16 protein-coding genes are annotated in these 23,331 nt (G+C 74.0%); 8 read left to right on the top strand and 8 right to left on the bottom strand.

The window, feature by feature from the left end:
* Positions 1 to 343 precede the first annotated feature (343 nt).
* A complete protein-coding gene (locus GTY84_RS28655; RefSeq protein WP_161229315.1) occupies positions 344 to 3,280 on the bottom strand; it encodes an AfsR/SARP family transcriptional regulator in 2,937 nt (978 codons plus the stop codon).
* A 1,260-nt stretch (positions 3,281 to 4,540) separates the two neighbouring features.
* Between GTY84_RS28655 and GTY84_RS28650 the strand changes: the two genes are divergently transcribed.
* Positions 4,541 to 5,491 (top strand): phytanoyl-CoA dioxygenase family protein, encoded by a 951-nt coding sequence (locus GTY84_RS28650; RefSeq protein ID WP_161229314.1) that lies wholly within the window; start codon positions 4,541 to 4,543, stop codon positions 5,489 to 5,491.
* A gap of 222 nt (positions 5,492 to 5,713) precedes the next feature.
* On the opposite strand, the gene GTY84_RS28645 is transcribed toward GTY84_RS28650, so the two are convergent.
* Positions 5,714 to 6,124, bottom strand: a complete 411-nt coding sequence (locus GTY84_RS28645; protein WP_161229313.1) for a type II toxin-antitoxin system VapC family toxin — start codon at positions 6,122 to 6,124, stop codon at positions 5,714 to 5,716.
* Entirely contained in the window at positions 6,121 to 6,393 is a 273-nt protein-coding gene (locus GTY84_RS28640; RefSeq protein ID WP_161229312.1) for a hypothetical protein, read from the bottom strand. The genes GTY84_RS28645 and GTY84_RS28640 overlap by 4 nt, the downstream gene beginning before the upstream one ends.
* 350 nt (positions 6,394 to 6,743) lie before the next feature.
* Between GTY84_RS28640 and GTY84_RS28635 the strand changes: the two genes are divergently transcribed.
* From GTY84_RS28635 to GTY84_RS28625, 3 genes are all read left to right on the top strand, one after another.
* Entirely contained in the window at positions 6,744 to 8,792 is a 2,049-nt protein-coding gene (locus GTY84_RS28635) for an N-6 DNA methylase (protein ID WP_161229311.1), read from the top strand.
* A 144-nt stretch (positions 8,793 to 8,936) separates the two neighbouring features.
* Positions 8,937 to 9,206, top strand: a complete 270-nt coding sequence (locus tag GTY84_RS28630) for a hypothetical protein (RefSeq protein ID WP_161229310.1) — start codon at positions 8,937 to 8,939, stop codon at positions 9,204 to 9,206.
* Between the two features lie 67 nt (positions 9,207 to 9,273).
* Entirely contained in the window at positions 9,274 to 11,301 is a 2,028-nt protein-coding gene (locus GTY84_RS28625) for a thioredoxin domain-containing protein (protein WP_161229309.1), read from the top strand.
* On the opposite strand, the gene GTY84_RS34255 is transcribed toward GTY84_RS28625, so the two are convergent.
* A complete protein-coding gene (locus GTY84_RS34255; RefSeq protein WP_345943552.1) occupies positions 11,298 to 11,987 on the bottom strand; it encodes an isochorismatase family protein in 690 nt (229 codons plus the stop codon). The two genes, GTY84_RS28625 and GTY84_RS34255, sit on opposite strands and share 4 nt — an antisense overlap.
* 464 nt (positions 11,988 to 12,451) lie before the next feature.
* On the opposite strand from GTY84_RS34255, the gene GTY84_RS28615 reads away from it, so the two are divergent.
* From GTY84_RS28615 to GTY84_RS28605, 3 genes are all read left to right on the top strand, one after another.
* Positions 12,452 to 13,714: a glycosyltransferase gene (locus GTY84_RS28615; RefSeq protein WP_161229308.1), complete on the top strand. Its 1,263-nt coding sequence runs from the start codon at positions 12,452 to 12,454 to the stop codon at positions 13,712 to 13,714.
* Complete coding sequence (locus GTY84_RS28610) at positions 13,711 to 15,372, top strand: phospholipid carrier-dependent glycosyltransferase (protein ID WP_161229307.1); 1,662 nt, start codon at positions 13,711 to 13,713, stop codon at positions 15,370 to 15,372. The genes GTY84_RS28615 and GTY84_RS28610 overlap by 4 nt, the downstream gene beginning before the upstream one ends.
* Positions 15,373 to 15,574: 202 nt before the next feature.
* Complete coding sequence (locus GTY84_RS28605; protein WP_161229306.1) at positions 15,575 to 18,016, top strand: galactose oxidase-like domain-containing protein; 2,442 nt, start codon at positions 15,575 to 15,577, stop codon at positions 18,014 to 18,016.
* A gap of 104 nt (positions 18,017 to 18,120) precedes the next feature.
* On the opposite strand, the gene GTY84_RS28600 is transcribed toward GTY84_RS28605, so the two are convergent.
* The 3 genes from GTY84_RS28600 to GTY84_RS28590 form a co-directional block, all read right to left on the bottom strand.
* Positions 18,121 to 18,861 (bottom strand): Mut7-C RNAse domain-containing protein, encoded by a 741-nt coding sequence (locus GTY84_RS28600; RefSeq protein WP_161229305.1) that lies wholly within the window; start codon positions 18,859 to 18,861, stop codon positions 18,121 to 18,123.
* Between the two features lie 85 nt (positions 18,862 to 18,946).
* Positions 18,947 to 19,588, bottom strand: coding sequence for a TetR family transcriptional regulator (locus GTY84_RS28595; RefSeq protein ID WP_161229304.1), 642 nt, complete (start codon positions 19,586 to 19,588; stop codon positions 18,947 to 18,949).
* Between the two features lie 148 nt (positions 19,589 to 19,736).
* Positions 19,737 to 20,441 (bottom strand): hemolysin III family protein, encoded by a 705-nt coding sequence (locus tag GTY84_RS28590; RefSeq protein WP_161229303.1) that lies wholly within the window; start codon positions 20,439 to 20,441, stop codon positions 19,737 to 19,739.
* Between the two features lie 385 nt (positions 20,442 to 20,826).
* On the opposite strand from GTY84_RS28590, the gene GTY84_RS28585 reads away from it, so the two are divergent.
* A complete protein-coding gene (locus GTY84_RS28585) occupies positions 20,827 to 22,650 on the top strand; it encodes a phosphoenolpyruvate carboxykinase (GTP) (RefSeq protein ID WP_161229302.1) in 1,824 nt (607 codons plus the stop codon).
* A gap of 210 nt (positions 22,651 to 22,860) precedes the next feature.
* Here the strand turns inward: GTY84_RS28585 and GTY84_RS28580 are convergent, their stop codons facing one another.
* Positions 22,861 to 23,277 (bottom strand): hypothetical protein, encoded by a 417-nt coding sequence (locus GTY84_RS28580; protein WP_161229301.1) that lies wholly within the window; start codon positions 23,275 to 23,277, stop codon positions 22,861 to 22,863.
* Positions 23,278 to 23,331 lie beyond the last annotated feature (54 nt).

Below are 23,331 nucleotides of genomic sequence, written 5' to 3'. Positions count from 1 at the left end.
TGGGGTGGGGTGCGGTGCGGTGCGGTGCGCGGCATGGCGACAGCGACGGCGACGGGCGGGGTCGTCCCGTTCCGGCCGACGGGGCGCTCGTCCGACCGGAGGGGGCCGCTCACTGTGGATGACGGCGTCCGGGCCGCCGCCCGGCCGCTCCGGGCACACCGGACGGCTCCCGGAACCCCCAGGGCTCCGGACACCCAGCCTCTCGGTCGCCCGTGACACTCCGGATCGGGGGCACCCCGGGGCGCCCGGGACACCCGGATCCCCCGGTTCCCGCCCATGCCCCACCCCCGTGGCCCCGCCCCCGGCGCTGCCCGGGCCCGGCCGCCGGGCCCCGCTCCCGCCGTCACCCCTCCGTCGAGGCCGCGAGCCGTGCGAACGCCGTCCCGGCCTCCGCCAGGCAGGCCCGGCCCCGGTCGTGCTGCCCGAGGTCGCACAGGGCGTGGCCGAGGGCCGCCAGCGCGTTGGCCCTGCGGTGCTCCAGCCCCACCCGCTCGGCGATCACCAGCGCCTCCTCGGCCGCCTCCTGCGCCCGCGCCGGATGCCCGGCGGCCCGGCAGGACTCCGCCAGGCCCACCAGCACGCCGGGCATCCGGTCCCGGGATCCGAGCGCGCGCAGGGCGGCGAGGCAGGAGCGGTAGTCCTCGCAGGCCGCGTCGAACTCGCCCAGTCCGTGCAGCGCCGTCGCGCGGGCGTAGAGCATGTGGACCTGGCCCACGAAGTCCCCCAGCTCACGGAAGGCCGCCAGAGCCCGTTCGGCCCGGCTCCGCGCCGACCCGTACCGTCCGAGGTCCACGTCGGCCAGGGCCGCCATGCCCTCGACGAAGGCGTGGGAGGACCGGTTCCCCAGCCCGGCGGCGCGGTCGAGGGCCTCGTCGCACCAGGCCGCGACCTCGTCGTCGGCGTGGTGGCCGACGCCGGTCAGCGCGAGGGCGATCAGCGCGCCGGGCAGCAGGGCGGTCTGCCCGGTCCGCCGTCCCAGCGCGATCACCCGGGCCGCCTCCGTACGGGCCCGCCGGGTGCGCCGCATCTCCCGCAGGGCCCACAGCAGGGTGTAGCGGGCGCGGGCCTCGCTGCGCGGCAGGGCGGCGGCGCGGGCGGCGTCGGCGACGCGCCCGGCCAGGTCGCACAGGTCCGGCACGGCCATGCCCAGGTCGATGAGCTGGATCAGCACCAGCGTCAGGTCCGCGACGAGGGCCAGTGGTCCGTCGGGGTCGCGGCCGGCCTGACCGGCGACGGCCAGGACGGTGGTGATCTCCCCCCGCAGCCGGCGCAGCGCCTCGGCCGGCCCGTCGAAGGCGGGCCCGGCGGCCTCCGGCGCGACCAGATCGGCGAACGGATAGCCGGGCCTGACCACCCGGTACAGGCTCGCCACCGTCACCAGATAGTGCCGCAGCAGCCGCTCGACCGCGGCCCGCTCGGCGACGGCGCCGTCCTCCTCCCGGACCAGCTGGCGGGCGAACAGCCGCAGTAGGTCGTGGTACTGGTAGCGGCCCGGATACGGACAGGACAGCAGCCCCAGATCGGCCAGCGACTCGGCCAGCCGCTCGGCCTCCTCCTCCGGCAGCGCCAGCAGCACCCCGGCGGCGGCCGACGACACCCCCGGCCCGTCGGGCAGCGACAGCAGCCGGAACGCCCGGGCGGTCTCCCGGTCGAGCTGGTCGTAGCTGAGCCGGAACGAGGCGGCGACGGCCAGTTCGCCGCTCTCCAGCTCGGCCAGCCGCCGCCGCTCGGAGGCCAGCCGCTCCACCATGTGCGACAGCCGCCAGTTCGGGCGGGCCGCCAGGCGGGACGCGGCGGTCCGTACCGCCAGGGGCAGGAACCCGCATGCCTCCGCCATCCGGTGGGCCGCGTCGGGTTCGGCGGCCACCCGCGGTTCCCCGGCGATGGCCGCGAGCAGCCGCACCGACTCCTCCGCCGCCAGCGGCTCCAGGCCCACCCGCCGTGACATCGGCATCTCGGCCAGCCACGCCCTGCTCGTCACCAGCACCGCGCACGAGCGGTTGCCCGGCAGCAGCGGCCCGACCTGGGCGGGATCGCGGGCGTCGTCCAGCAGGATCAGGACGCGCAGGCCCGCCAGCCGGGACCGGAACAGCGCCGCCCGCTCCGCCGTGCCCCGGGGGACCGCGGCGTCGGCCACGCCCAGCGCGCGGAGAAAGGCGGACAGGACCTCGCCCGGGTCGGCGGGGAAGCGCCCGGCGCCCCGCAGGTCCACATGGAGCTGGCCGTCGGGGAACCGGTCGCGCACCACGTGGGCGACATGGACCGCGAGCGTGGACTTGCCCACCCCGCCCATGCCGGAGATCCCCACCACCGGCATCGCCGGGCCGTCCGGGACCAGTTCGGCGCGGAGCGTCGCCACCAGTTCCTCCCGGCCGGTGTAGTCGGCGATGTCGGCGGGGAGTTGCGCGGGCGGGAACGGGACGGAGCCGGCCGGTGCGCCGGGGGCCGGGGCGGGCGGAGCCGAGGGCGCGGCCAGTCCCGGATCGTTCCGCAGGATTCCCTGGTGCAGCTCGCGCAGCCGCGGCCCGGGGTCGATGCCCAACTGCTCCAGGAGAGCGCGGCGGGCGTCGGCGAACACCCCCAGGGCCTCCGCCTGCCGTCCGCTGCGGTACAGCGCCAGCATCAGCAGCTCCCGCATCGGCTCCAGCAACGGATGCTGGTTGACCCACATGGTCAGCTCGCCGATCACCTCGGCGTGCCGGCCCGTCTCCAACTCCGCCTCCAGCCACGCCCGGACGGCGTTCAGCCGCCGCTCGGTGAGCCGTGCCCGGTGGGCCTGGGCGAACGGCCCCGGCAGCCCGGCCAGCGGCTCGCCGCTCCACAGCCCGCACGCCTCCCTCAGCAGCCCGGCCGCGGTGGCCGTGTCGCCCGCCGCGCGCGCCCGGCCCGCGGACGCGACCAGCTCCTCGAACACCTCGGTGTCCAGGGACGGGTCGGGCAGCCGCAGGACGTAGCCGCTGCCGGACGAGACCAGGACCGCAGGGCGGGCCCGGTCCGGCTCCAGCACCCGCCGCAGCCGCGAGACATAGGTGCGGACGACTGTGGCGGCACGGGCCGGAGGGTCCTCCCACAGCGCGTCGAGCAGCTCGTCGACGGAGACGATCCGGCGCGCCCGCAGCGCCAACGCGGCCAGCAGCGCGCGCTGTTGCGGGGACCCGAGGTCCAGTTCGGTCTCCCCGCGCCAGCCCTGGACCGCTCCGAGCAGACAGAGGTGCGGTACCTCCGCGTCCTCCGCGTCCTCCGCGGCGGAGGCGCCGCGCGGCTTCCCGGCGCCGCTCACCGCCGGTCGCGGGGGCGGCCGGAGCAGGCGACGGGTCGATCCGCGCGCACGGCGGTCACCGGCGGCGGACCGGGAGTCGCCCGGTCCCGGCTCGTCGTCGGCGGGGTCTTGTCGGTCACGTGTCCTCACGCGGGGATCCGCACACACGCGCGGAACGGCTGGGGGTGCCGATCGTCCTCCCCAGGGGTACGGCGACGCAAGCCGGGCCCGCCGGAACGCGTCACCGGTACCGGGATCAGGGCGGGGCCCGGCGAGTGCGAGGCGGCGGTCGGCGAGTGGCGAGCGGAGGGCGGCGTTCAGGCGACCGGGGACGCGACGACCGGTGCGCGGAAGACCGGCGGTCGGCGCCCGGGGTCCGCCGCCCGCCGGCCCGGAGTCCGCCGCCCCGGGGCCTATCGCCTCTGGCCCGGAACCTTTCGCCTTCGGCCGAGCCCGCCGACGGCCGACCACCACTTCCGACGCCCGCCGCCGAAGGCCGCCGGATCGCGGCCGAGGACCCGGCGCCCGCCGTCCAGCGATCCGGCGTCCACCGGCCCCACACCCACCGGTCGGCGCCCCCACGTCCACCGGCCCCGGCTCGCTCCCCAAGGGCCCACGCCCCCATGGCGCGGGTGTCCGGGGAGTCGGCCCGGTGGGCGTCCATCAATCTTTTGTTGACGGGCGGCGACTAGCTTGGGCCCGGTGAGCAGGCCCGCCGGGCCCGGCGGCGCGGGAGCCCCCTGTGCCGCCCGGACCGGGGGAAGGGACGAGGGCGTCCGGGCCGGGGAGGGGACGACGGCGTCCCGCGCGGCCGATGCCCGCGACCGGCGTCGGAGGGGCGGGTGCCACCGCCCCGGGACGGCGCCCGGCCGCCGGGCGAGACGAAAGGAACCCAGCAGCGTGCCGCAGTACGCCGAGGACACCCGCGCGACCCACGGGACGGTGACGGTCCGCCGGCCCGGCCGGACGGCCCCCCGGGCCGGGAGCACGGTACCGGCCGGGCGTGCGGTAGCCGGGCGGCGGGGACGGTCCCGTTCCGCCCCGGAACATGCACCCGCACCGGCGCCCGCGCCCGAGTGCCCTTCCCTTCCGGCCCGGCGGACACCCGCCGCCGGGCGGTCCGGAGGCCGGGCCCCGCGCCCGCCGGCCCCCTCCCCGGGGGAACCCGTGCTGCGGACCGGGGCGCTGTTCGCCGTCGGCACGGAGGAGGCGGGCGGGGACGCGGTCCCCCGTGCCTCCCACCAACCGGCGGCGGCCGAACGCGACTGATGGAGGTCCGACATGCACGAGTTCGAGGATGCGTCACCGCTGGCGTCCGACCGGACGGCCCTGCGCAGAAGGCTCCACCGGGACGGATACCTGTTCTTCCGCGGTCTCCTGGACCCCGGGGCCGTCCGCGGCCTGGCGGACCGGACCGTCTCGGCCCTCGGTGAGCACGGCTGGTTCGTCCCCGGCACCCGGCGGCCCGCCCTGCCCCCGCGCGAGGGACCGGCGGGCAGGCCGCCCCACGGCGACCCGGGATACGAGGCGGCGCTGGCGTCGGACGCCTTCCAGGGGCTGGGGTACGGCGCGGAACTGAGGCGGCTGATGAGGACCCTGATCGGCGACGACGCCTTCCCGCTGCCGTCATGGGCCCCGCACACCCGCCGCGGCGGCCACCCGGCCCGGGGAGGCCAACTCCGCGCCGTGTACCCGCGCTCGATCGTGCCGGTCCACGAGGGCATGTACGAGCAGCAGGACTACCGGGTCTTCGGCGTGGTGGACATGTTCACCGCCTGGGTGCCGCTGGTCCCGGTGGACCGGAGCATGGGCGGGCTCGCCGTGCGGGTGGGCGCGCACGCCAACGGGCTGCTGACCGACCGCCGTCTGCTGGACCACGGCAGCGGGTGGGCCACGACCGACTACGAGGTCGGCGACGTGCTGGTGTTCCACGCGCTGACGCCGCACGCGGCACTGCCCAACGAAAGCGACCGCCTCCGCCTCTCGGCCGACCTCCGCTTCCAGTCGACGAGGGCGCCGCTGGCCGGGGCCTTCGCCTACGGCATGCGCGGCAGCCCGGAGTTCGTCGACGCCCCGTTCATGCGCCACGCCTGGTGGGAGCCGGTCCCCGACACGGTGCGGCTGGTCGACCGGGACCTCTTCGACTTCGAACCGCCGCTGACGCCCTCCGACTTCGTCCCGGTGCCGGGATACCCGGACGCCGCGCCCCTCGACCGGGTCCCCGCGCTCTGACCACCACGGCCCACGGGCCCCGCCGTCCCGGCCCCGGTTCCCACCTCGCCCCCCGGTTCCCGCCCCGGCCTCGGCTCCCGCCTCGGCCCGGTTCCCGCCCCGTGCCCGGGACGGCTCCGGGGTGGGTCCCGGGGGACCCGGGACGTGTCCGGGGCGGGGACGCGGCCACCGCGCGGCCTCTCGGCCCGGGGAGGCGCGAACTCGTCACCCCAGTAGTCGGCGCTACTGCACCTCTCTGATGATCACGCGCTTCCCGCAAAGCTTCGACCAGTCGTCCCGGTCGGAGGTCAGAACGATCACGGGGGCCGGAACGCGGAGCGCGAGCGCGGCAACGAGGGCATCGATCGCGTACTTGTGCCCGTGCAGCCCTCCTGCGTCCTGAAGCAACGCCACTGCGGTCAGGGAGTCCTCCTGGCTGACCGATTCCACCCGCAGCCGGGAGAGCACCCACTTCAAGCGCGCCAGATCGGTCTTCCCGTGTACGGCTTCGACGATGGTCAGGGCGGACACGAGGACGGGAACCCCGGCCTGCCGAGATGCCTCAATGCGAGCCGCCATACCGCGGTCGTTGCGCAGGAGCAGAGAGAGCGCCTCGGAGTCGAGTACCAGCGAGCGGGCCGGCTGCTCCTTCACGCGGCGCCCCGCTCGACGCCCTCGGCGTGCACGTCTCCGAACAGCTCGCGGCGAGCGGCTTCGATCTCCTGCTCCGTGAGCGCGCCGTGCTCCTCCTCATGGGCCGCGACGATCTCGGCGAGCCCGTCCATGGCGAGCTGGTGCCTGACAGCCTCGGTGATGTAGCTGGACAGCCCGCGACGGCCGGTGCGAGAGCGGAGCTCGCTGACCAGCTCGGCGGGCATGGACACGGAGATGTTCTCGGTGGTTCCAGCGCGGGGCGGCTTCATGAGCACAGTGTAAGACGAGTTCTATTACATGGAGGGCGGCCTCCGTCGTCGCCGGCTTGATGTGATGTGCGTCATGCGTTGACCGCCCGTCGGCGCGGCGCTGCCGGGACATGCCGAGGGTGTCGGCGCCCGGAGCTGCGGTGCGCTCTGAGGATTGACGCGCAGCAATGCTGCGCACTACCTCCTCGGCCTCCCATGAGGTGTGCCGCACCCACCGTTCTGTAGGGCCGCCTGCCGATATGTTGGGGTCAACATCCACCAGTCGACCACCACAGGCTTGTGGCTGACTGGGTCAGGGGCAAGCGCAGCATTGCTGCGCACTCGGAAGAGTTTTGAAGGAGAGGGACTCGATGATCACAGCGGCAGACCGGGCGGCAGAGCTCGCCGAGCGGTTGTGGCAGGCGTATGTGCCGTACCGTCGCGGCCGTGGTACCGCCGGTGACCTCGAAGCGATGCTGGAGATTCTGGTGCTGGCCACTTTCGCGCGGGCGGAAGGCCGGTCCGAGGACGATTTCGCGAAGTGGTGGAGGCGCGCCTCGGTGGAGGCCGCCTATGGCTACTCCGGCTTCTCCCTGGTGGCCGACCTGCGGAGGGCTCTGCAGGATGCGGCCCGGCATCCTGGCTTCCCGCTGGCCTGGTCCGCTGATCTCGACATCGGAAGTGCGCGGGATGATGCCTCTTGGATGCCGGCCTTCGTAGCGGCGCTTGACCGGGGCCCCGGCCTTGCAGGAGTTTCGGTGGCCGATGTCTGCGAGCTGCTGCTCCAGCGGCATGCGGCAGAAGGGGCGCTGCCGGGAGGGGAGTTCTACACGCCGCGCGGAGTCGCTGATCTACTCGTGGATCTGGTCGACCCTCGTCCGGGGGACAGGATCATGGATCCGGCCTGTGGCGCCGGCAGTGTGCTCGCGGCTGCTGCTCGGTATCTGGCCGAGCGGGGGCCGGTCGGCGACAACTCGTTCGAGGCGTACGCGGTGGACCGGAGCAACGTGAGCCTGGCGATGTTGGACCTGGCCCTGCACGGAGTGAGCGCGCCGCGGGTGGAGGTGGCCAATCCGGCGATGCTGTTGCAGGACCGGAACCTGGGCCGTGCCGACCGGGTGGTGAGCAACCCGCCGTTCAATCAGCGGATCGATGGGTGGGAGCGGGGCCGGTTCATCGTGCCACCGGAGTCGAGTGCCAACTTCGCTTGGTTGCAGCTCGTGTGGTCCCAGCTCAGGGAGGGCGGGATCGCGGCGGTCGTCATGCCGGCCCGGGCGGCTTGGGCCGGAGGATCGGAGGCGCTGGTTCGCCGTCAGATGGTTGCCGAAGGTGCTGTCCTCGGGGTGATCGCCCTGCCGGCGCACCTCTTCGTCGGTACCAACATCGCCGTGCACGTCTGGGTGCTCGGCCGAGGCCGACAGTCCCGTCCGGCGCACCGAAGCGACTCCGTGATCCTCATTGATGCGCGTAGCGCGGGCAGCCGATCGTCGGATCGACCTCGTGTGCTGTCGGGCGAGGACGTCGGCCGAATCGCCGAGCGCTTCCGACGCTGGTCCGTAACATCGGAGGAGGTCGACGAGCCGGGTTTCTCCCGGTCGGTCGCCTTCGCCGAACTCATCGAGAACGCCGGGAGCCTGGATCCGCGGACCTACGTCCAGGTGAAGAGCGTGGTGGGCGGGGCTGCGGATCTGAACGCCGCGCTGGGCGATTTCGAGGTGTGCAACCGCGAGACTTCGGAACTCGGAGTGGAACTGGCACAGGTCGTCAGCGCGCAGGATCAGCTCGCGCGGGACGGCGTCCAATGCCGGGACCTGCTGCTGAAGGACGTGGTGAGCACCGGGGCGAGGGCCGACGGTCGTCCCGTGAGGCTGCTCGCAGGGCCCTCGGGAAGCCTGGTCCGGGCACAGGACTACGTGGGGGCCGACGGGGTTCCGGTCGTGATGCCGAAGGACATCTCGGACGCCGGCTTCAACGTGGACGACATCAGGTACATCTCCGAGCAGCACGCCGAACGGCTTGGCCGTTTTCGGTTGAACCGGGGCGACGTGGTGATCGCCCGCCGGGGCGACCTCGGGCGATGCGCGGTGGTGGGTGAGGAACAACTGGGCTGGGTCTGCGGCACCGGCTGTTTCGTGGTGAGTCCTCCCGATAGTGTCGACTCCCACTATCTGGCGGCGTTCCTGCGCAGCCCTGGAGCCAGGGAGTGGCTCGCCACCCACTCCACCGGAAGTCTGGCGCTGCAGACCATCTCGCTCAAAGCGCTCGGCGCTCTGCCTGTCGCCCTTCCCGATCTCGACATCCAGCAGTCCATCGGCGAAGCCATGGCCGGCTTCGACACCTATGAGCGGCGGTTGCGCGACCAACTGGCAACGGTGCGGGACATCCGCAGCAAGGCGCTGAACAGCTTTCTGGCGCGATGAGGCGGCCGGCCCCGTCCGCAGACCCCGGCGGTCGGCGAATCCTGACCGAGGAAATGTCGCATCCGCTCGTGAGCGAGACCGTTGGCCCGCATGTGCCGTTGAGGCGTCCCGCTTCGATGGCCGGCTCCGAATCCGAGGGACCTCTTGTACATCACCTATGACCTGACCACTGCCCTTGTCGTCGCCGGCGCTCTCGCGATCGGCGTGCTGGTCTACCGCCGGACCGAACCTTCCGAAGGTGCGAGCGCGCTGTCGCGAGGTGAACGTCTGGTGCTCGCCCTCGGCGCGGCAGCGACCGTTGTTGCGATCGGGGGCTACCTTGGGAACGGGCTCCGGGGGATCGAGCGAAGCGCGGACCCGAAGTCGGCGGTGACTGTGGGAGTGCTGGGCCCCGGGACCGGGGTCGGCCAGTAGGAGGCGCATCGGAGCATCAGGCCGTTTCGGCACCTGCCCCTCCACCCACCCTGAGTAGGGTGGCGTCGTGAATCGTCTCGCCGGCGCGACGTCGCCCTATCTGCAGCAGCACGCGGACAACCCCGTGGACTGGTGGCCCTGGGGACCCGAGGCGTTCGAGGAAGCGAAGCGGCGCGATGTACCCGTCCTGCTGTCCGTCGGATACTCGGCGTGCCACTGGTGCCACGTCATGGCGCACGAGTCGTTCGAGGACGGGCCCACCGCCGAGTTCCTCAACGCGCACTTCGTCAGTGTCAAGGTGGACCGCGAGGAGCGGCCCGATGTGGACGCCGTCTACATGGAGGCCGTGCAGGCGGCCACCGGGCAGGGCGGCTGGCCCATGACGGTGTTCCTCACGCCGGACGCCGAGCCCTTCTACTTCGGTACCTACTTCCCGCCCGAGCCCCGGCACGGCATGCCCTCCTTCCGGCAGGTGCTCCAGGGCGTCCGGCAGGCGTGGGCCGACCGGCGCGGCGAGGTCGCCGAGGTCGCCGGGAGGATCGTGCGCGACCTGGCCGGGCGGGAGATCGCCCACGGCGGCGGCGGGGTCCCCGGGCCGGCCGAGCTGGGCCAGGCGCTGCTCGGGCTGACCCGCGAGTACGACCCGCAGCGCGGCGGGTTCGGCGGGGCGCCCAAGTTCCCGCCGTCCATGGCGCTGGAGTTCCTGCTCCGCCACCACGCCCGCACCGGTGCCGAGGGCGCGCTGCAGATGGCCCGGGACACCTGCGAGCGGATGGCCCGCGGCGGGATCTACGACCAGCTCGGCGGCGGCTTCGCCCGGTATTCCGTGGACCGGGACTGGGTGGTGCCGCACTTCGAGAAGATGCTCTACGACAACGCCCTGCTCTGCCGGGTCTACGCCCATCTGTGGCGCTCCACGGGCTCCGAGCGGGCCCGCCGCGTGGCGCTGGAGACCGCCGACTTCATGGTCCGCGAACTGCGCACCGCCGAGGGTGGGTTCGCCTCCGCCCTGGACGCGGACAGCGACGACGGCATGGGCCGGCACACCGAGGGCGCCTACTACGTGTGGACGCCCGTGCAACTGGCCGAGGTGCTCGGTCCCGAGGACGCCGGACTGGCCGCCCGCTACTTCGGCGTCACCGAGGAGGGCACCTTCGAGCACGGCGCATCCGTCCTCCAACTGCCCCAGCGGGAAGAGGTGTTCGACGCCGAGCGGATCGCCTCCGTGAAGGAGCGGCTGCTGGCCGCCCGCGCCGGACGCCCCGCGCCCGGCCGGGACGACAAGGTCGTCGCCGCCTGGAACGGCCTGGCCGTCGCCGCGCTCGCCGAGACCGGCGCCTACTTCGAGCGGCCCGACCTGGTGGAGGCCGCCGTGGCCGCGGCGGACCTGCTGGTCCGGCTGCACCTCGACGAGCAGGCCCGGCTCACCCGCACCAGCCGGGACGGCAGGGCCGGTGCCAACGCCGGGGTGCTGGAGGACTACGCCGATGTCGCCGAGGGGTTCCTCGCGCTGGCCTCGGTCACCGGCGAGGGCGTCTGGCTGGACTTCGCCGGGCTGCTCCTCGACCACGTCCTCACCCGCTTCGCCGACGCCTCCGGCGCGCTGTACGACACCGCCGCCGACGCCGAGCGGCTGATCCGCCGCCCCCAGGACCCGACCGACAACGCGGCGCCCTCCGGCTGGACGGCCGCCGCGGGCGCCCTGCTCTCCTACGCGGCCCACACCGGCTCCGAGGCCCACCACACCGCCGCCGAACGGGCGCTCGGCGTGGTCAAGGCGCTGGGGCCGAGGGTGCCGCGCTTCATCGGCTGGGGGCTCGCCTCGGCGGAGGCGCTGCTCGACGGGCCGCGCGAGGTGGCCGTGGTGGGGCCCGCGCTGGACGACCCCGCCACCCGGGGGCTGCACCGCACGGCCCTGCTGGGCACCGCGCCGGGCGCGGTGGTGGCCGCCGGTGCCGTCGGCGGGGACGAGTTCCCGCTGCTGGCCGACCGCCCGCTGGTGGGCGGGGCGGCGACGGCCTACGTCTGCCGGAACTTCACCTGCGACGCCCCGACCACCGACCCGGAGCGGCTGCGGGCCGCGCTGGGAGGCTAGGGGGCGACCGGTCCGGGCGTCCGGGGTTCCCCGGGCGCCCGGCTACCGCCGTCGGCGGGAGCCCGGGGCCGTGAAGTCGATCTCCGCGGCGGGCAGGACCCGGACGGCCCGTCCGAGGAGTCGATGTGCCGGTAGATCCCGTTGTGGTGGGCGAGCGCGACCCCGGGCGGGGCGAAGCCCGTCGGACCGGAGCGGACGGAGGTGGTGTGCCCGTCGGCGACCAGCACCAGGTCGTGGCCCAGGCCGAGGGCCCGGCGGGCGGTCGTCTCCGCGCAGTTCTCCGTGGCGAAGCCGGGGACCATGACCTCGGTCACGCCGAGGCGCCCCGGCGTCCCGTCGAGACCGGTGTCCAGGAAGGCGTCGGCGGAGGTCTTCTTCACCACCGGTTCGCCGTCCGGGGGCGCCAGTTGGGCCAGTACCTCGCCGCACCCCCGCTGCCGCACCGTGACGACGGGGACCCGCGCGGCGCGGGCGCGGGCGGCGAGGCCCGCGATGACGGCCACCGTCGGGCCGGGGCGGTGCATGACCGGCAGCGTCGCCCGCTGCACGTCGATGACCAGGAGCGCGGCGCGGTGGGCGGGGGAGGGCACCGGCCCGCCGAGCCGCCGCCGCCCGAGCACCGCGCCGGCCGCCAGGAAGGTGCGGGAGAACAGCCCGGGGGAGGGGAGGGAGCCGGGCCGGTTCACGGGGGCGCACGTCACCGACAGTAGGCCGGGGTCCGGGCCCGGTCCGCACCGACGGGTCTTCCCGCGGGCCCCGGCGGCCCGTCGGCGGCGCCGGTCGCGGTGCGGGCGCATCCCGGGAGCGGTCCGCGGCGCGCGGCTGCGCAGCTTCCCGGCCATGTTCGTCAACGCGCATGCGTCGCAAGGGCGTTGGTCAAACGGACGTGTGTACTCGAACGCCCGATTCGAACCCCGCTGATGGGGGCGGTGAAGGGCCGCAACCGTTCATGTCCGGTGGGCGAATTGTTCAGGCGCGGTCGTGATCGCCGGGAAACGCGCTCTTCATCCGAACACCTTATGTGTTTCACAGCTTCCCCCTAGTCTCGTCACCGTGACACGGCGGAGCCCCCGGTGCGGGCGCCCCCCATCGGCCCCCGCACCGGGCGCTCCGCCGTGTCCGGGGGAGTTCCGGGATCTGGGGGGATCTGTTGCTGACGTCCGTCTTCATCGCGGCCACCTCGCTCGCCCTCTTCTGGATGGCGGCGTTCACGCTCTGGTGGCAGATGCACGCCTGGCGCACTCCGGAGGTGCTCGCCTCCACCCGCTTCAGCAGACCGGACGGCGCCCCGCACGTGGCGTTCTCGCTGCTGCTGCCCGCGCGCCACGAGCAGGCCGTCCTCGACCACACCATCCAGCGGCTGCTGACCTCGACCCACACCCACTTCGAGATCATCGTCATCGTCGGGCACGACGACCCGGAGACCGCCGCCGTCGCCGAGCGGGCCGCCCGGCGCGACCCCCGGGTGCGGGTCGTGGTCGACACCCACGTGGAGAAGAACAAGCCGAGGGCGATGAACACGGCCCTGCCGCACTGCCGGGGCGACGTCGTCGGGGTCTTCGACGCCGAGGACCAGGTGCACCCCGCCCTGCTCGCCCACGTCGACCACGCCTTCCGCACCACCGGCGCCGACGTCGTCCAGGGCGGCGTGCAGCTGATCAACTTCCATTCGAGCTGGTACAGCCTGCGCAACTGCCTGGAGTACTTCTTCTGGTTCCGCTCCCGGCTCCACCTGCACGCCCAGAAGGGGTTCATCCCGCTCGGCGGCAACACCGTCTTCGTCCGCACCGGGGTACTGCGCGAGGCCGGCGGCTGGGACCCGGACTGCCTCGCCGAGGACTGCGACCTGGGCGTGCGGCTGTCCAGCACGGGCCGCAAGGTCGTCGTCGCCTACGACTCGGACATGGTCACCCGGGAGGAGACCCCGGGCAGCCTGGTCTCCCTGCTCAAGCAGCGCACCCGCTGGAACCAGGGCTTCCTCCAGGTGTACCGGAAGAAGGACTGGAAGCAACTGCCCACCTTCACCCAGCGGTTACTCGCCCGGTACACGCTGATGACGCCCTTCCTCCAGGCCTTCACCGGACTGGTCATCCCGCTCAACATCGCCGTCGCCGTCCTCCTGGACGTGCCCGTCGGCATCGCCTTCGTCACCTTCCTGCCCGCCGTGACCGCGCTGGTGACCTTCGTCTTCGAGGTCGTCGGACTGCACGACTTCGGCCGCCAGTACGGGCTCGCGGTCCGCTTCCCGCACTACGTCAAGCTGATCGCCGGCGGCCCCTTCTACCAGGTGCTCCTCGCCGGGGCCGCCGTCCGCGCCGTCTGGCGCGAGCAGCGGGGCCGCGACGACTGGGAGCTGACCAGCCACGTCGGGGCCCATCTGGCGCCCGCGGACCGAGAGGACGTTCCCGCGTGACCTCCGCCCCGACCGCCCCGACCGCGGCGACCCGGGTCAAGGTCCCCGCACAGCGCCCGCCCGTCCACGACTCCGGCGCCGCCCGGCCCGGCGGTGCCCCGCCCCCGGCCCGGCCCCGCCGCTCCCGGGCCGACCTGCTGCTGTGCGGGGCGGTGCTGGCCGCCGTCCTGGTCGTGCAGGGCTGGAACATCGCCGCCTACCCCGCCTTCAGCGACGACGAGGGCACCTACCTCGCCCAGGCGTGGGCCGTCCAGCAGGGTGAGGGCCTCGCCCACTACACCTACTGGTACGACCATCCGCCGCTCGGCTGGCTCCAGCTCGCGGTGCTCACCTGGATCCCCGCCCTGTTCAGCCCGGGCTCCATGACCGTGGGCGGGATGCGGGTGGTGATGCTGCTGGTCTCCGCGGTGTCCGCGGTCCTCGTCTACGCCGTCGCCCGCCGGCTGTCCCTGCCCCGCTGGGCCGCTGGGCTCGCCATGGCCCTGTTCGGGCTCTCCCCGCTGTCGGTGGTGCTCCAGCGGGAGATCTTCCTCGACAACCTCGCCGTCCTCTGGATCCTCGTCGCCTTCGTGCTGGCCGCCTCCCCGAGCCGGCACCTCTGGCACCACTTCGGCGCGGGCGTCGCCGCCGCTACAGCCGTGCTCACCAAGGAGACGATGCTCCTCGTCCTGCCCGCCCTGCTGGTCACCATGTGGCGGCACGGCCACCGCGACACCCGCAAGTTCGCCCTGACCGGCGCCGTCACCGCGTGCGCCCTGATCGGCCTCGCCTACCCCCTCTTCGCCCTGCTCAAGGGCGAGTTGCTGCCCGGGAGCGGGCATGTCTCGCTGTGGGACGGCATCAGCTACCAGATGACCCGTCCCGGCTCCGGCTTCCTCCTCGACCCCGGCTCCGGCTCCCACGCGGTCCTGCGCTCCTGGCTGTACTACGACAGGGTGCTGCCGCTCGGCGGCCTCGCCGGGGCCCTGCTGCTGCTCGCCACCCGGCGCTGGTCGGTCACCGCCCGGGCGCTGGCCGGGCCGGCGCTCGCGGTGGCGGTCCTCGCCGCCCTCGCCCTGCGGCCCAACGGCTATCTGCCCGCCATGTACGTCGTCCAGGCGCTGCCGTTCCTCGCCCTGGTGCTGGCCGGCGGCGCCGCGAGCGTCGTCCACGCCGTGCTGCGCCGGTGGCGCGGCCCGGCCGAGCGCCGGGTGCCGGTCCTCGCCCGGTACGCCCTGGTCACCGTCCTGGTGCTGGCCGCCGCCGGGCACGTCCTGCCGCGCTGGTACGACGGCGCCCGTACCGCGCTCACCACCGACGCCAACGCCCCCTACGAGGCCGCCGCCGACTGGCTGGCGACCGAGGTGGCCGACCCGGCGGGCACCCGGGTCCTCGTCGACGACGCCCTGTGGCTGGATCTGGTGCACGCCGGATACCGGCCCGGCCTCGGCGTCATCTGGTTCTACAAGGCCGACCTCGACCCGGCCGTCACCCGGACCCTGCCGCGCGGCTGGCGCGACCTCGACTACGTGGTCGCCTCCCCGACGGTGCGGCGCGACGCCGCCGACCTGCCCAACGTCCGCGCGGCGATGGAGCATTCGGCCCCGGTGGCGGTCTTCGGCAGCGGCGCGGACCGCATCGAGATCCGCCGTGTGGAGAACCCCGGGTCCGCCCGGTGAGCCACCGGCCCACCGCCACCGCCACCGCCGCCGCGCCCGGTCCCGCCCCGGCCACCGAGCCCGGCCCCACCCCGGCAGCCCCCGATGCCCCCGTCGCCTCCGAAGCCACTGTCGCCACCGCCGTCACCCGCGCCCCGCGTCCCGCCGGGACCGCGGCGCGGGCCCGCCTCCCGCGCAGCCGCCGAAGCCCCTGGAGGACCGCATGAGACACCGACACCGAACCGGCCGCCGCCCCCGCCGGGGCCCCGGACGCCGGAGCGCCGCCCTGCTCGGGGTGGGCGCGCTCACCACCGGACTGCTGCTCACCGCCCCCCAGCCCGCCGCCGCGGCCAACCTGATCAGCAACCCGGGCTTCGAGACGCCCGGGCCCGACGGCATGCCGTACTGCTGGGAGAAGTCCGGCTGGGGCGACAACGACTTCACCTTCACCACCACCTCCGACGCCCGCACCGGTACCGCCGCGATGAAGGTCGAGCTGACCCGCCGCGCCGACGGCGACCGCAAGGCCCTGATCACCGAGTCCGCCGCCTGCGCGCCGGTGGTCGCCGCCGGGCGCCAGTACGACCTGTCGCTCTGGTACAGGTCGACCACCCCGGACGCCTCCCTGACCCTCTTCCGGCACGACGCCACCGGCGGCTGGCAGTACTGGACCGACCTCAAGACCCTGGCCCCGGCGGCCGACTGGACCGAGGCGGGCGTGCGCACCTCCGAGGTCCCCGCCGGCACCGACCGCATCAGCTGGGGCGTCTCCGTCCACGGCACCGGCTCGGTCACCACCGACGACTACGCCATGGAGCAGGTCCCCCTGCCCGAACCCGACCCCGGCTGCACCGCCCTCGCCGAGGACTGCGCCGACGGCCGCTGGGAGGTGCTGCCCACCGAGAACCCGGTCCGCTCCATGCACTCCGTGGTCCTCCACAACGGCAAGGTGCTGCTGATCGCCGGCAGCGGCAACGACCCGGAGATGTTCAGGGCGGGCACCTTCACCTCCGCCGTCTACGACCCGGACACCGGCGCGTACCGGACCGTGCCGACGCCCAAGGACATGTTCTGCGCCGGGCACGTCCAGCTCCAGGACGGCCGCGTCCTCGTGATGAGCGGCAACGCCGGATACCCCTCCGCCGACGGCACCATCGGCTACCAGGGCTTCAAGGACTCCTACGTCTTCGACCCCGCGACGGAGACGTACACGAGGACCAACGACATGAACGACGGCCACTGGTACCCGTCGGCGACCGTCCTCGGCAACGGCGACGTCCTCTCCTTCGGCGGGCTGCGCGAGGACTCCACCGGCTCGGTCACCGCCGAGCGCTGGTCCGACCGGGACCAGAAGTGGCTGCCCACCTGGCAGGTCAACCAGACCTGGTCCTACTGGGGCCTCTACCCGTCGATGATCCTCATGCAGGACGGCCGCCTCTTCTACTCCGGCAGCCATGTCTTCGGCAACAACATCCCCGGCACCGGCGCCGCCGTCTACGACTACGACGCCAACACCGTCACCCAGGTCCCCGGACTCCAGGACAAGGACGAGCGGGACCAGTCCGCCAGCGTGCTGCTGCCCCCGGCGCAGGACCAGCGGGTGCTGACCATCGGCGGCGGCAACATCGACTCCAACCCGGACGCCAACCGGCTCACCGACATCATCGACCTCAAGCGCCCCGACCCCGCCTACACCCCCGGGCCCCCGCTCCCGCAGGGCACCGTCGACCTCGGCAACGGCCCCGTCCCGCAGACCGGCGCCCAGGGCAAGATGTACGTCTCCGCCGTGCTGCTGCCCGACGGCAGCGTCCTGGAGACCGGCGGCGCCCTGCACAACCGGGCCGACCCCGTCTTCGAGTCCTCCCTCTTCGACCCGGCCACCGGGACCTTCGACCCGGTGGCCGCCGACCCCCAGGCCCGCGGCTACCACTCGTCGTCGTTCCTGCTGCCCGACGGCCGGGTCATGTCCACCGGCGACAACCCGGGCAACGGCTCCTGGAACCACAACGTGTCCGTCTACAGCCCGCCCTACCTCTTCCGGGGCGAACGGCCCGTCATCACCTCGCTGATCGACACCGAGTGGACCTACGGTGACACCCAGCGCATCACCGTCGACCGGCCCATCGCCAAGGCCGAGCTGATCCGCCCGGCCGCCGTCACCCACTCCTCCGACCCCAACCAGCGGTTCGTGGACCTGCCGCTCTCGGTGGACGGCACCACCGTCGACCTCAACGTCACCGGCAACCCCAACCTGGCCCCGCCCGGCTGGTACATGCTCTTCGCGGTCGACGCCAACGGCGTGCCCTCGGTGGCCAAGTGGGTCCACCTCCAGGGCCCGCCCGCGCTGGCCGCCGCGCAGCCCTCCGGGCACGCCCACGACTTCGCCGGGGCGCTCTCCGGCAAGGTGACCGGGCCCGGCCGCGAGCGCGCCTCCCAGCCCGTCCGCCCCACGGTCTCCGGCTGCGACCGGCACTACGGCTCCGCCAACGTCTGCGTGCCGACCGCCTTCCCCGACGAGGTGGCGCCGACCACCACCGCCCGCTGCGACTGGCTGCGGCGCAACGACTACGGCGTCCTGAAGGTCAACGGCGACGATCCGCTGCGGCTGGACCCGGACCGCGACGGCACCGCCTGCGGTCCGGGGGACGCGCGCGGCCGGAGGTAGGCCCGGGACCTCTCGTCTGGATCATGCCGGGCTCGCGGGGTCCGGCCCGGTCCAAACGAAAGGCCCCAGGGCCGCCCGCGCTCCCCAGGGGGCGCGGGCGGCCCTCAGCCCCGGCCGCCCTCCGGCGCGAAGGCCGTGACGGCGCGCTCCACGATGGCCTCCAACTGCTCGTGGTGCGCGCCCTTCCAGTACGCCCGCCCGCAGTCGCCGCACCGGGCGAACACGTCGTACGAGCGCCGGGTGCCGCCCTTGAGCTGGCCGGCCACCTCCTCCGGGGTGGCCCGCCGCAGCAGGCCGTTGCAGGCGGTGCAGCGGGTCCACGGGCGCAGCTCGGGCCGGAACCGGTCCAGCACCTCGTCGAGCTGCTCCTCGGGGCGGGTGCTGTAGACGAAGGCGCCCGCCCACGGCTCGCGGCGGCGCAGCAGCCCCCGGTCGCGGCTGAGCAGGACCCGCTTCTCCGCCGCCGACAGCGAGGCGAGCGCCGGGTCGCCCAGGTCCGTCGACTCGTACGCGGTGTCCACGCCGAGCAGGCGGAGCCGCCGGGCGAGGGTGCCCAGGTGCACGTCGAGGAGGAAGCGCAGCGGAGCACCCGGCACCCGCTGGGGGCGCGGCACGGTGTCGACCTCCACCGACTCGCCGCCCAGGGGCACGTGGCGGCGCGGGACCTCCCGACCGTCGCACCGGATCGCGCCGACCTCGGTCAGCGGGACGCCGAGGGACTCGACGACGTGACCGAGGGTGGAGACCCCGTCGGCGGCGACGGACGCGGTGCCGTCCCGCCGGGCCGCGGGGGAGAACACGAGCAGTCCGGGGGCGAGGGCGACACGGATCTCGGAAGGCTTCACCCGGCCCAGGATGCCATGGGGGCGGGCGGCGGCACCCGGGGCCGCACGGGTGGCGGTCGGTCCCCGGGGCCGCACGGGCGGGCGGTCAGCCCCCGGGGGTGGCCAGCCCCTCCTCCAGGACGGTCAGCGCGCGGTCGACCAGGCCGCCGAGGTCGTCCTCGTGGCCGTGCTCGGCCCAGTACTGGGAGACCTCCAGCAGGCCGCCGACCAGGGACATCGACAGCACCCGCACCTCCAGGCCGTCCGGGTCCAGCCCGGTGCGGTCCCCGACGGCGCGGGCCAGCAGCCGCCCGGTGACGGACACGCTCTGGAGCATCCGGGAGCGCACCGCCGGGACCTCGGCCATCAGCCGGGTGCGCATCCGGGTCAGCTCCGGCTCCTCCTCGACGCCGCGGACGACGGCGCTGCGCAGCACGTGCCGCAGCGAGGCCCGCCACGGCTCACCGGCCGGGCGGGCGGTCAGCTCGGCCACCAGCAGCGGGTCGCGCTCGTCGGTGAGGACGATGTCCTCCCTGGTCGGGAAGTAGCGCAGGACCGTCGACGGCGACACCTCGGCGCGCTCGGCGATCCGCTCCACCGTGGCGGCGTCGTACCCCTGCTCCCGGATCAGCGCGTAGGCCGCGGCGCGGATGGCCCGGCGGGTCTTGAGCTTCTTCCGTTCCCGCAGACCGGGCTGCGGACGGTCGGCGGGGGAGAGCGGGGAGCGGGCGGCCGTCATGCGCATCATTGTCGGGCATCGGGCGCGGGCGGGGCCACGGCCGGACCGGCCGGAGGCGCACCGGCCCGCGAGGGGGCGCGGGCGCACCAGGGGCCACGGCGGGGAGGCCGTGGCCCGGGGAGGGAAGGAGGAGAGGGACGGGGCGAGCACCGCCGGATCAGTAGGCGACGAGGGAGATGCCCACGTAGTGCGCGATGAAGGCGGCCAGGGTGAAGGAGTGGAAGACCTCGTGGAAGCCGAACCAGCGCGGTGACGGGTTGGGGCGCTTGATGCCGTAGACGACACCGCCCGCGCTGTAGAGCAGACCGCCGACGATCACCAGGACCAGGACGGCGATGCCGCCGGTCCGCATGAAGTCGGGCAGGTAGAAGACGGAGGCCCAGCCCATGGCGAGGTAGCAGGGGGTGTAGAGCCAGCGCGGGGCGCCGACCCAGAGGACGCGGAAGGCGATGCCGGCGGCCGCCGCCGCCCAGATGCCCCAGAGCAGCCACTGCCCCTGGGCCTCCGGAAGGAGAAGGATCGTCAGCGGGGTGTAGGTGCCGGCGATGATCAGGAAGATGTTGGCGTGGTCCAGCCGCCGCAGGACGCCGTCCATGCGCGGGGTCCAGTCGCCCCGGTGGTACAGCGCGCTCACGCCGAACAGCAGACAGGCCGTCAGGACGTAGATCCCGCAGGCGACGCGCCCTCTGGTCGTCTCCGCGAGCGCGGTGAGCACCAGGCCGGCGACGAGGACGGCCGGGAACATCCCGAGATGGAGCCAGCCGCGCAGCTTCGGCTTCACCGGATGCGGCGGGGGGAGCGGAACGGGGGCGGGGCCGGCGGCCGGCCTGTCCCCGGGGACGTCGTGGGCGGGCGCAGTCATGGCCGCATCGTACCTACGCCACCGTAGGTTACGCGTCAGTACGGCGGTGTGATCCGTGCCGGGCGGTGTGCGGTGCCGCGCCATTCTCCCACGGGCCGCCCCGGTGCCCGCTGGGCAGGGGGTCTTCGCCGCCGTGGGTAAAAGGAGTTTCAGCCGAAGGCCGGGTGAACGCAAAAAACCACGGAGAAGTGCCCAGGTCCGTGGCGATCGTCACGCCGCTCAAGTGTGAGGCCCTCTGGACATATGGGCGCGGACGTCGGATGATCAAATGAGTGCGGTCGGCACCGGATGAGCGGCATGGGGTCTCGGCGGGAACCCATGGGACGCATCCGGGTCGCAGCCCCCACGGGGCCTCCCACCCGAAATCCCTCATCAAGGAGCAATCGTGGCGCCCGACATCGCGGCTCCCCCCGTCCTCCCCACCCGGCACCGGGAACTGGCCTCATGGGTCGACGAGATCGCCCAGCTCACCCAGCCGGACCGCGTGGTCTGGTGCGACGGTTCCGAGGCCGAGTACGAGCGACTGTGCGAGGAGCTGGTGGAGAAGGGCACCTTCGTCCGGCTCGACCCGGTCAAGCGCCCCAACTCCTTCTACGCCGCCTCCGACCCCTCCGACGTCGCGCGCGTCGAGGACCGCACCTTCATCTGCTCCGCCGAGGAGGAGGACGCGGGCCCGACCAACCACTGGAAGGACCCCGCCGAGATGCGGGAGATCTTCACCGGCGCCGACGGGCTGTTCCGGGGCGCCATGCGCGGCCGGACCATGTACGTCGTCCCCTTCTGCATGGGCCCGCTCGGCTCCCCCCTCTCCGCGCTCGGCGTCGAGATCACCGACTCCGCCTACGTCGCCGCCTCCATGCGCACCATGACCCGCATGGGACAGCCGGTCCTGGACGAGCTGGGCGAGGACGGCTTCTTCGTCCGGGCGGTGCACACCGTCGGCGCCCCGCTGGAGCCCGGCGGGCAGGACGTGCCCTGGCCGTGCAGCACCACCAAGTACATCTCCCACTTCCCCGAGGACCGCGAGATCTGGTCCTACGGCTCCGGCTACGGCGGCAACGCCCTGCTCGGCAAGAAGTGCTACGCCCTGCGCATCGCCTCCGTCATGGCCCGTGACGAGGGCTGGCTCGCGGAGCACATGCTGGTGCTGAAGCTCACCCCGCCCACCGGCGAGGCCAGGTACGTCGCCGCCGCCTTCCCCTCCGCCTGCGGCAAGACCAACCTCGCCATGCTGGAGCCCTCCGTCCCCGGCTGGACGGTGGAGACCATCGGTGACGACATCGCCTGGATGCGCTTCGGCGAGGACGGCCGCCTCTACGCGATCAACCCCGAGGCCGGCTTCTTCGGCGTCGCGCCCGGCACCGGTGAGCACACCAACGCCAACGCGATGAGGACGCTGTGGGGCAACTCCGTCTTCACCAACGTCGCCCTCACCGACGACGGCGACGTGTGGTGGGAGGGGATGACCGAGGAGACCCCGGCCCATCTCACCGACTGGAAGGGCCAGGACTGGACCCCGGCGTCCGGCACCCCGGCCGCCCACCCCAACGCCCGCTTCACCACCCCCGCCGCGCAGTGCCCGATCATCGCGCCGGAGTGGGAGGACCCCCGGGGCGTGCCGATCTCCGCGATCCTCTTCGGCGGACGCCGCGCCTCCGCCGTCCCGCTGGTCACCGAGTCCTTCGACTGGAACCACGGCGTCTTCCTCGGGGCCAACGTGGCCTCCGAGAAGACCGCCGCCGCCGAGGGCAAGGTGGGCGAGCTGCGCCGCGACCCGTTCGCCATGCTGCCGTTCTGCGGCTACAACATGGGCGACTACATGGGCCACTGGATCGACGTCGCCAAGGACAAGGACCCGGCCAAGCTGCCCCGGATCTACTACGTCAACTGGTTCCGCAAGGACGACGGAGGACGGTTCGTCTGGCCCGGCTTCGGCGAGAACAGCCGGGTGCTGAAGTGGATCGTCGAGCGGCTGGAGGGCCGGGCCGAGGGCGTCCGGACGCCGATCGGCGTGCTGCCGACCAAGGAGTCCCTGGACACCGAGGGGCTCGACCTGCCCGAGGCCGACCTGGACTTCCTGCTCAGCGTCGACAAGGAGGTCTGGCGCGAGGAGGCGGCGCTCGTCCCCGGCCACCTGAACACCTTCGGCGACCACACCCCCGCCGAGCTGTGGGAGCAGTACCGGGCGCTGGTGGAGCGCCTGGGCTGACCTCCCGCCACCCGCTCCGCGGCCGGTCCGACTAGCCCTGACCCGCGAAGTCGTCACGAAGGCCGGCCGCGAGGGGGGCGCCCCCCGCTCCAGTAGCTCGAACTTCCCCGGAGCGGAGGCGGCCCCGCACACGGCCCGGGGCCCCGCACAACGGCGTGCGGGGCCCCGGGCCGAGAACGTTCACGGGCCCGCCGCGGCGGGCCCCGGTCCTCAGAGCGCCGGCTCCCGGCGCTCCCCGGCGGCGGCGTGGGCGTCCATCCGCTCGGCGGCCAGGATCGCGGCGGCGGTGTCGGCGCGCGAGGCGGCCACCACCAGGGCGCGGCCGGCCAGGGTGTGCGCCCTGCGGTGCAGGGCGGCCGGGCGCCGCGCGGCGGGCGCGCACGGCAGGGACGCTCGGACCGGCGAGCGGCCTCCCCGCAACCGGGCGACCTGCTCGGCGAGCCGGTCGGCGGCGGTGTCCAGATCACCGGAGGGCGCCATCGCGCGCAGCTCGTCCGTGGCGGCGAGCAGCGCGGAGAGATGGCCCGCGAGCTGGATGTCCAGCTCGTCCTCACGGGACCGGCCGGGGAAGTCCGCGGGGGTGCCGGCCGTGCTGTGGACCGATGTGCTGCGGATCGGTTCGTACATGGAACGGCCTCCTGACTGCTTTCAGGAAACCATCCTACATTGGATCGAGTCTAA

This window comes from Streptomyces sp. SID8352 (assembly GCF_009862265.1).
Classification (GTDB): domain Bacteria; phylum Actinomycetota; class Actinomycetes; order Streptomycetales; family Streptomycetaceae; genus Streptomyces.
This window is presented reverse-complemented; position numbering and strand designations above follow the sequence as displayed.

Coding starts and splice junctions, on each gene's coding strand:
- GTY84_RS28640 (WP_161229312.1), bottom strand. CDS start 6,393: ATGAAGCCGCCCCGCGCTGGAACCACCGAGAACATCTCCGTGTCCATG.
- GTY84_RS28590 (WP_161229303.1), bottom strand. CDS start 20,441: ATGACTGCGCCCGCCCACGACGTCCCCGGGGACAGGCCGGCCGCCGGC.
- GTY84_RS28580 (WP_161229301.1), bottom strand. CDS start 23,277: ATGTACGAACCGATCCGCAGCACATCGGTCCACAGCACGGCCGGCACC.
- GTY84_RS28605 (WP_161229306.1), top strand. CDS start 15,575: ATGAGACACCGACACCGAACCGGCCGCCGCCCCCGCCGGGGCCCCGGA.
- GTY84_RS28595 (WP_161229304.1), bottom strand. CDS start 19,588: ATGATGCGCATGACGGCCGCCCGCTCCCCGCTCTCCCCCGCCGACCGT.
- GTY84_RS28635 (WP_161229311.1), top strand. CDS start 6,744: ATGATCACAGCGGCAGACCGGGCGGCAGAGCTCGCCGAGCGGTTGTGG.
- GTY84_RS28650 (WP_161229314.1), top strand. CDS start 4,541: ATGCACGAGTTCGAGGATGCGTCACCGCTGGCGTCCGACCGGACGGCC.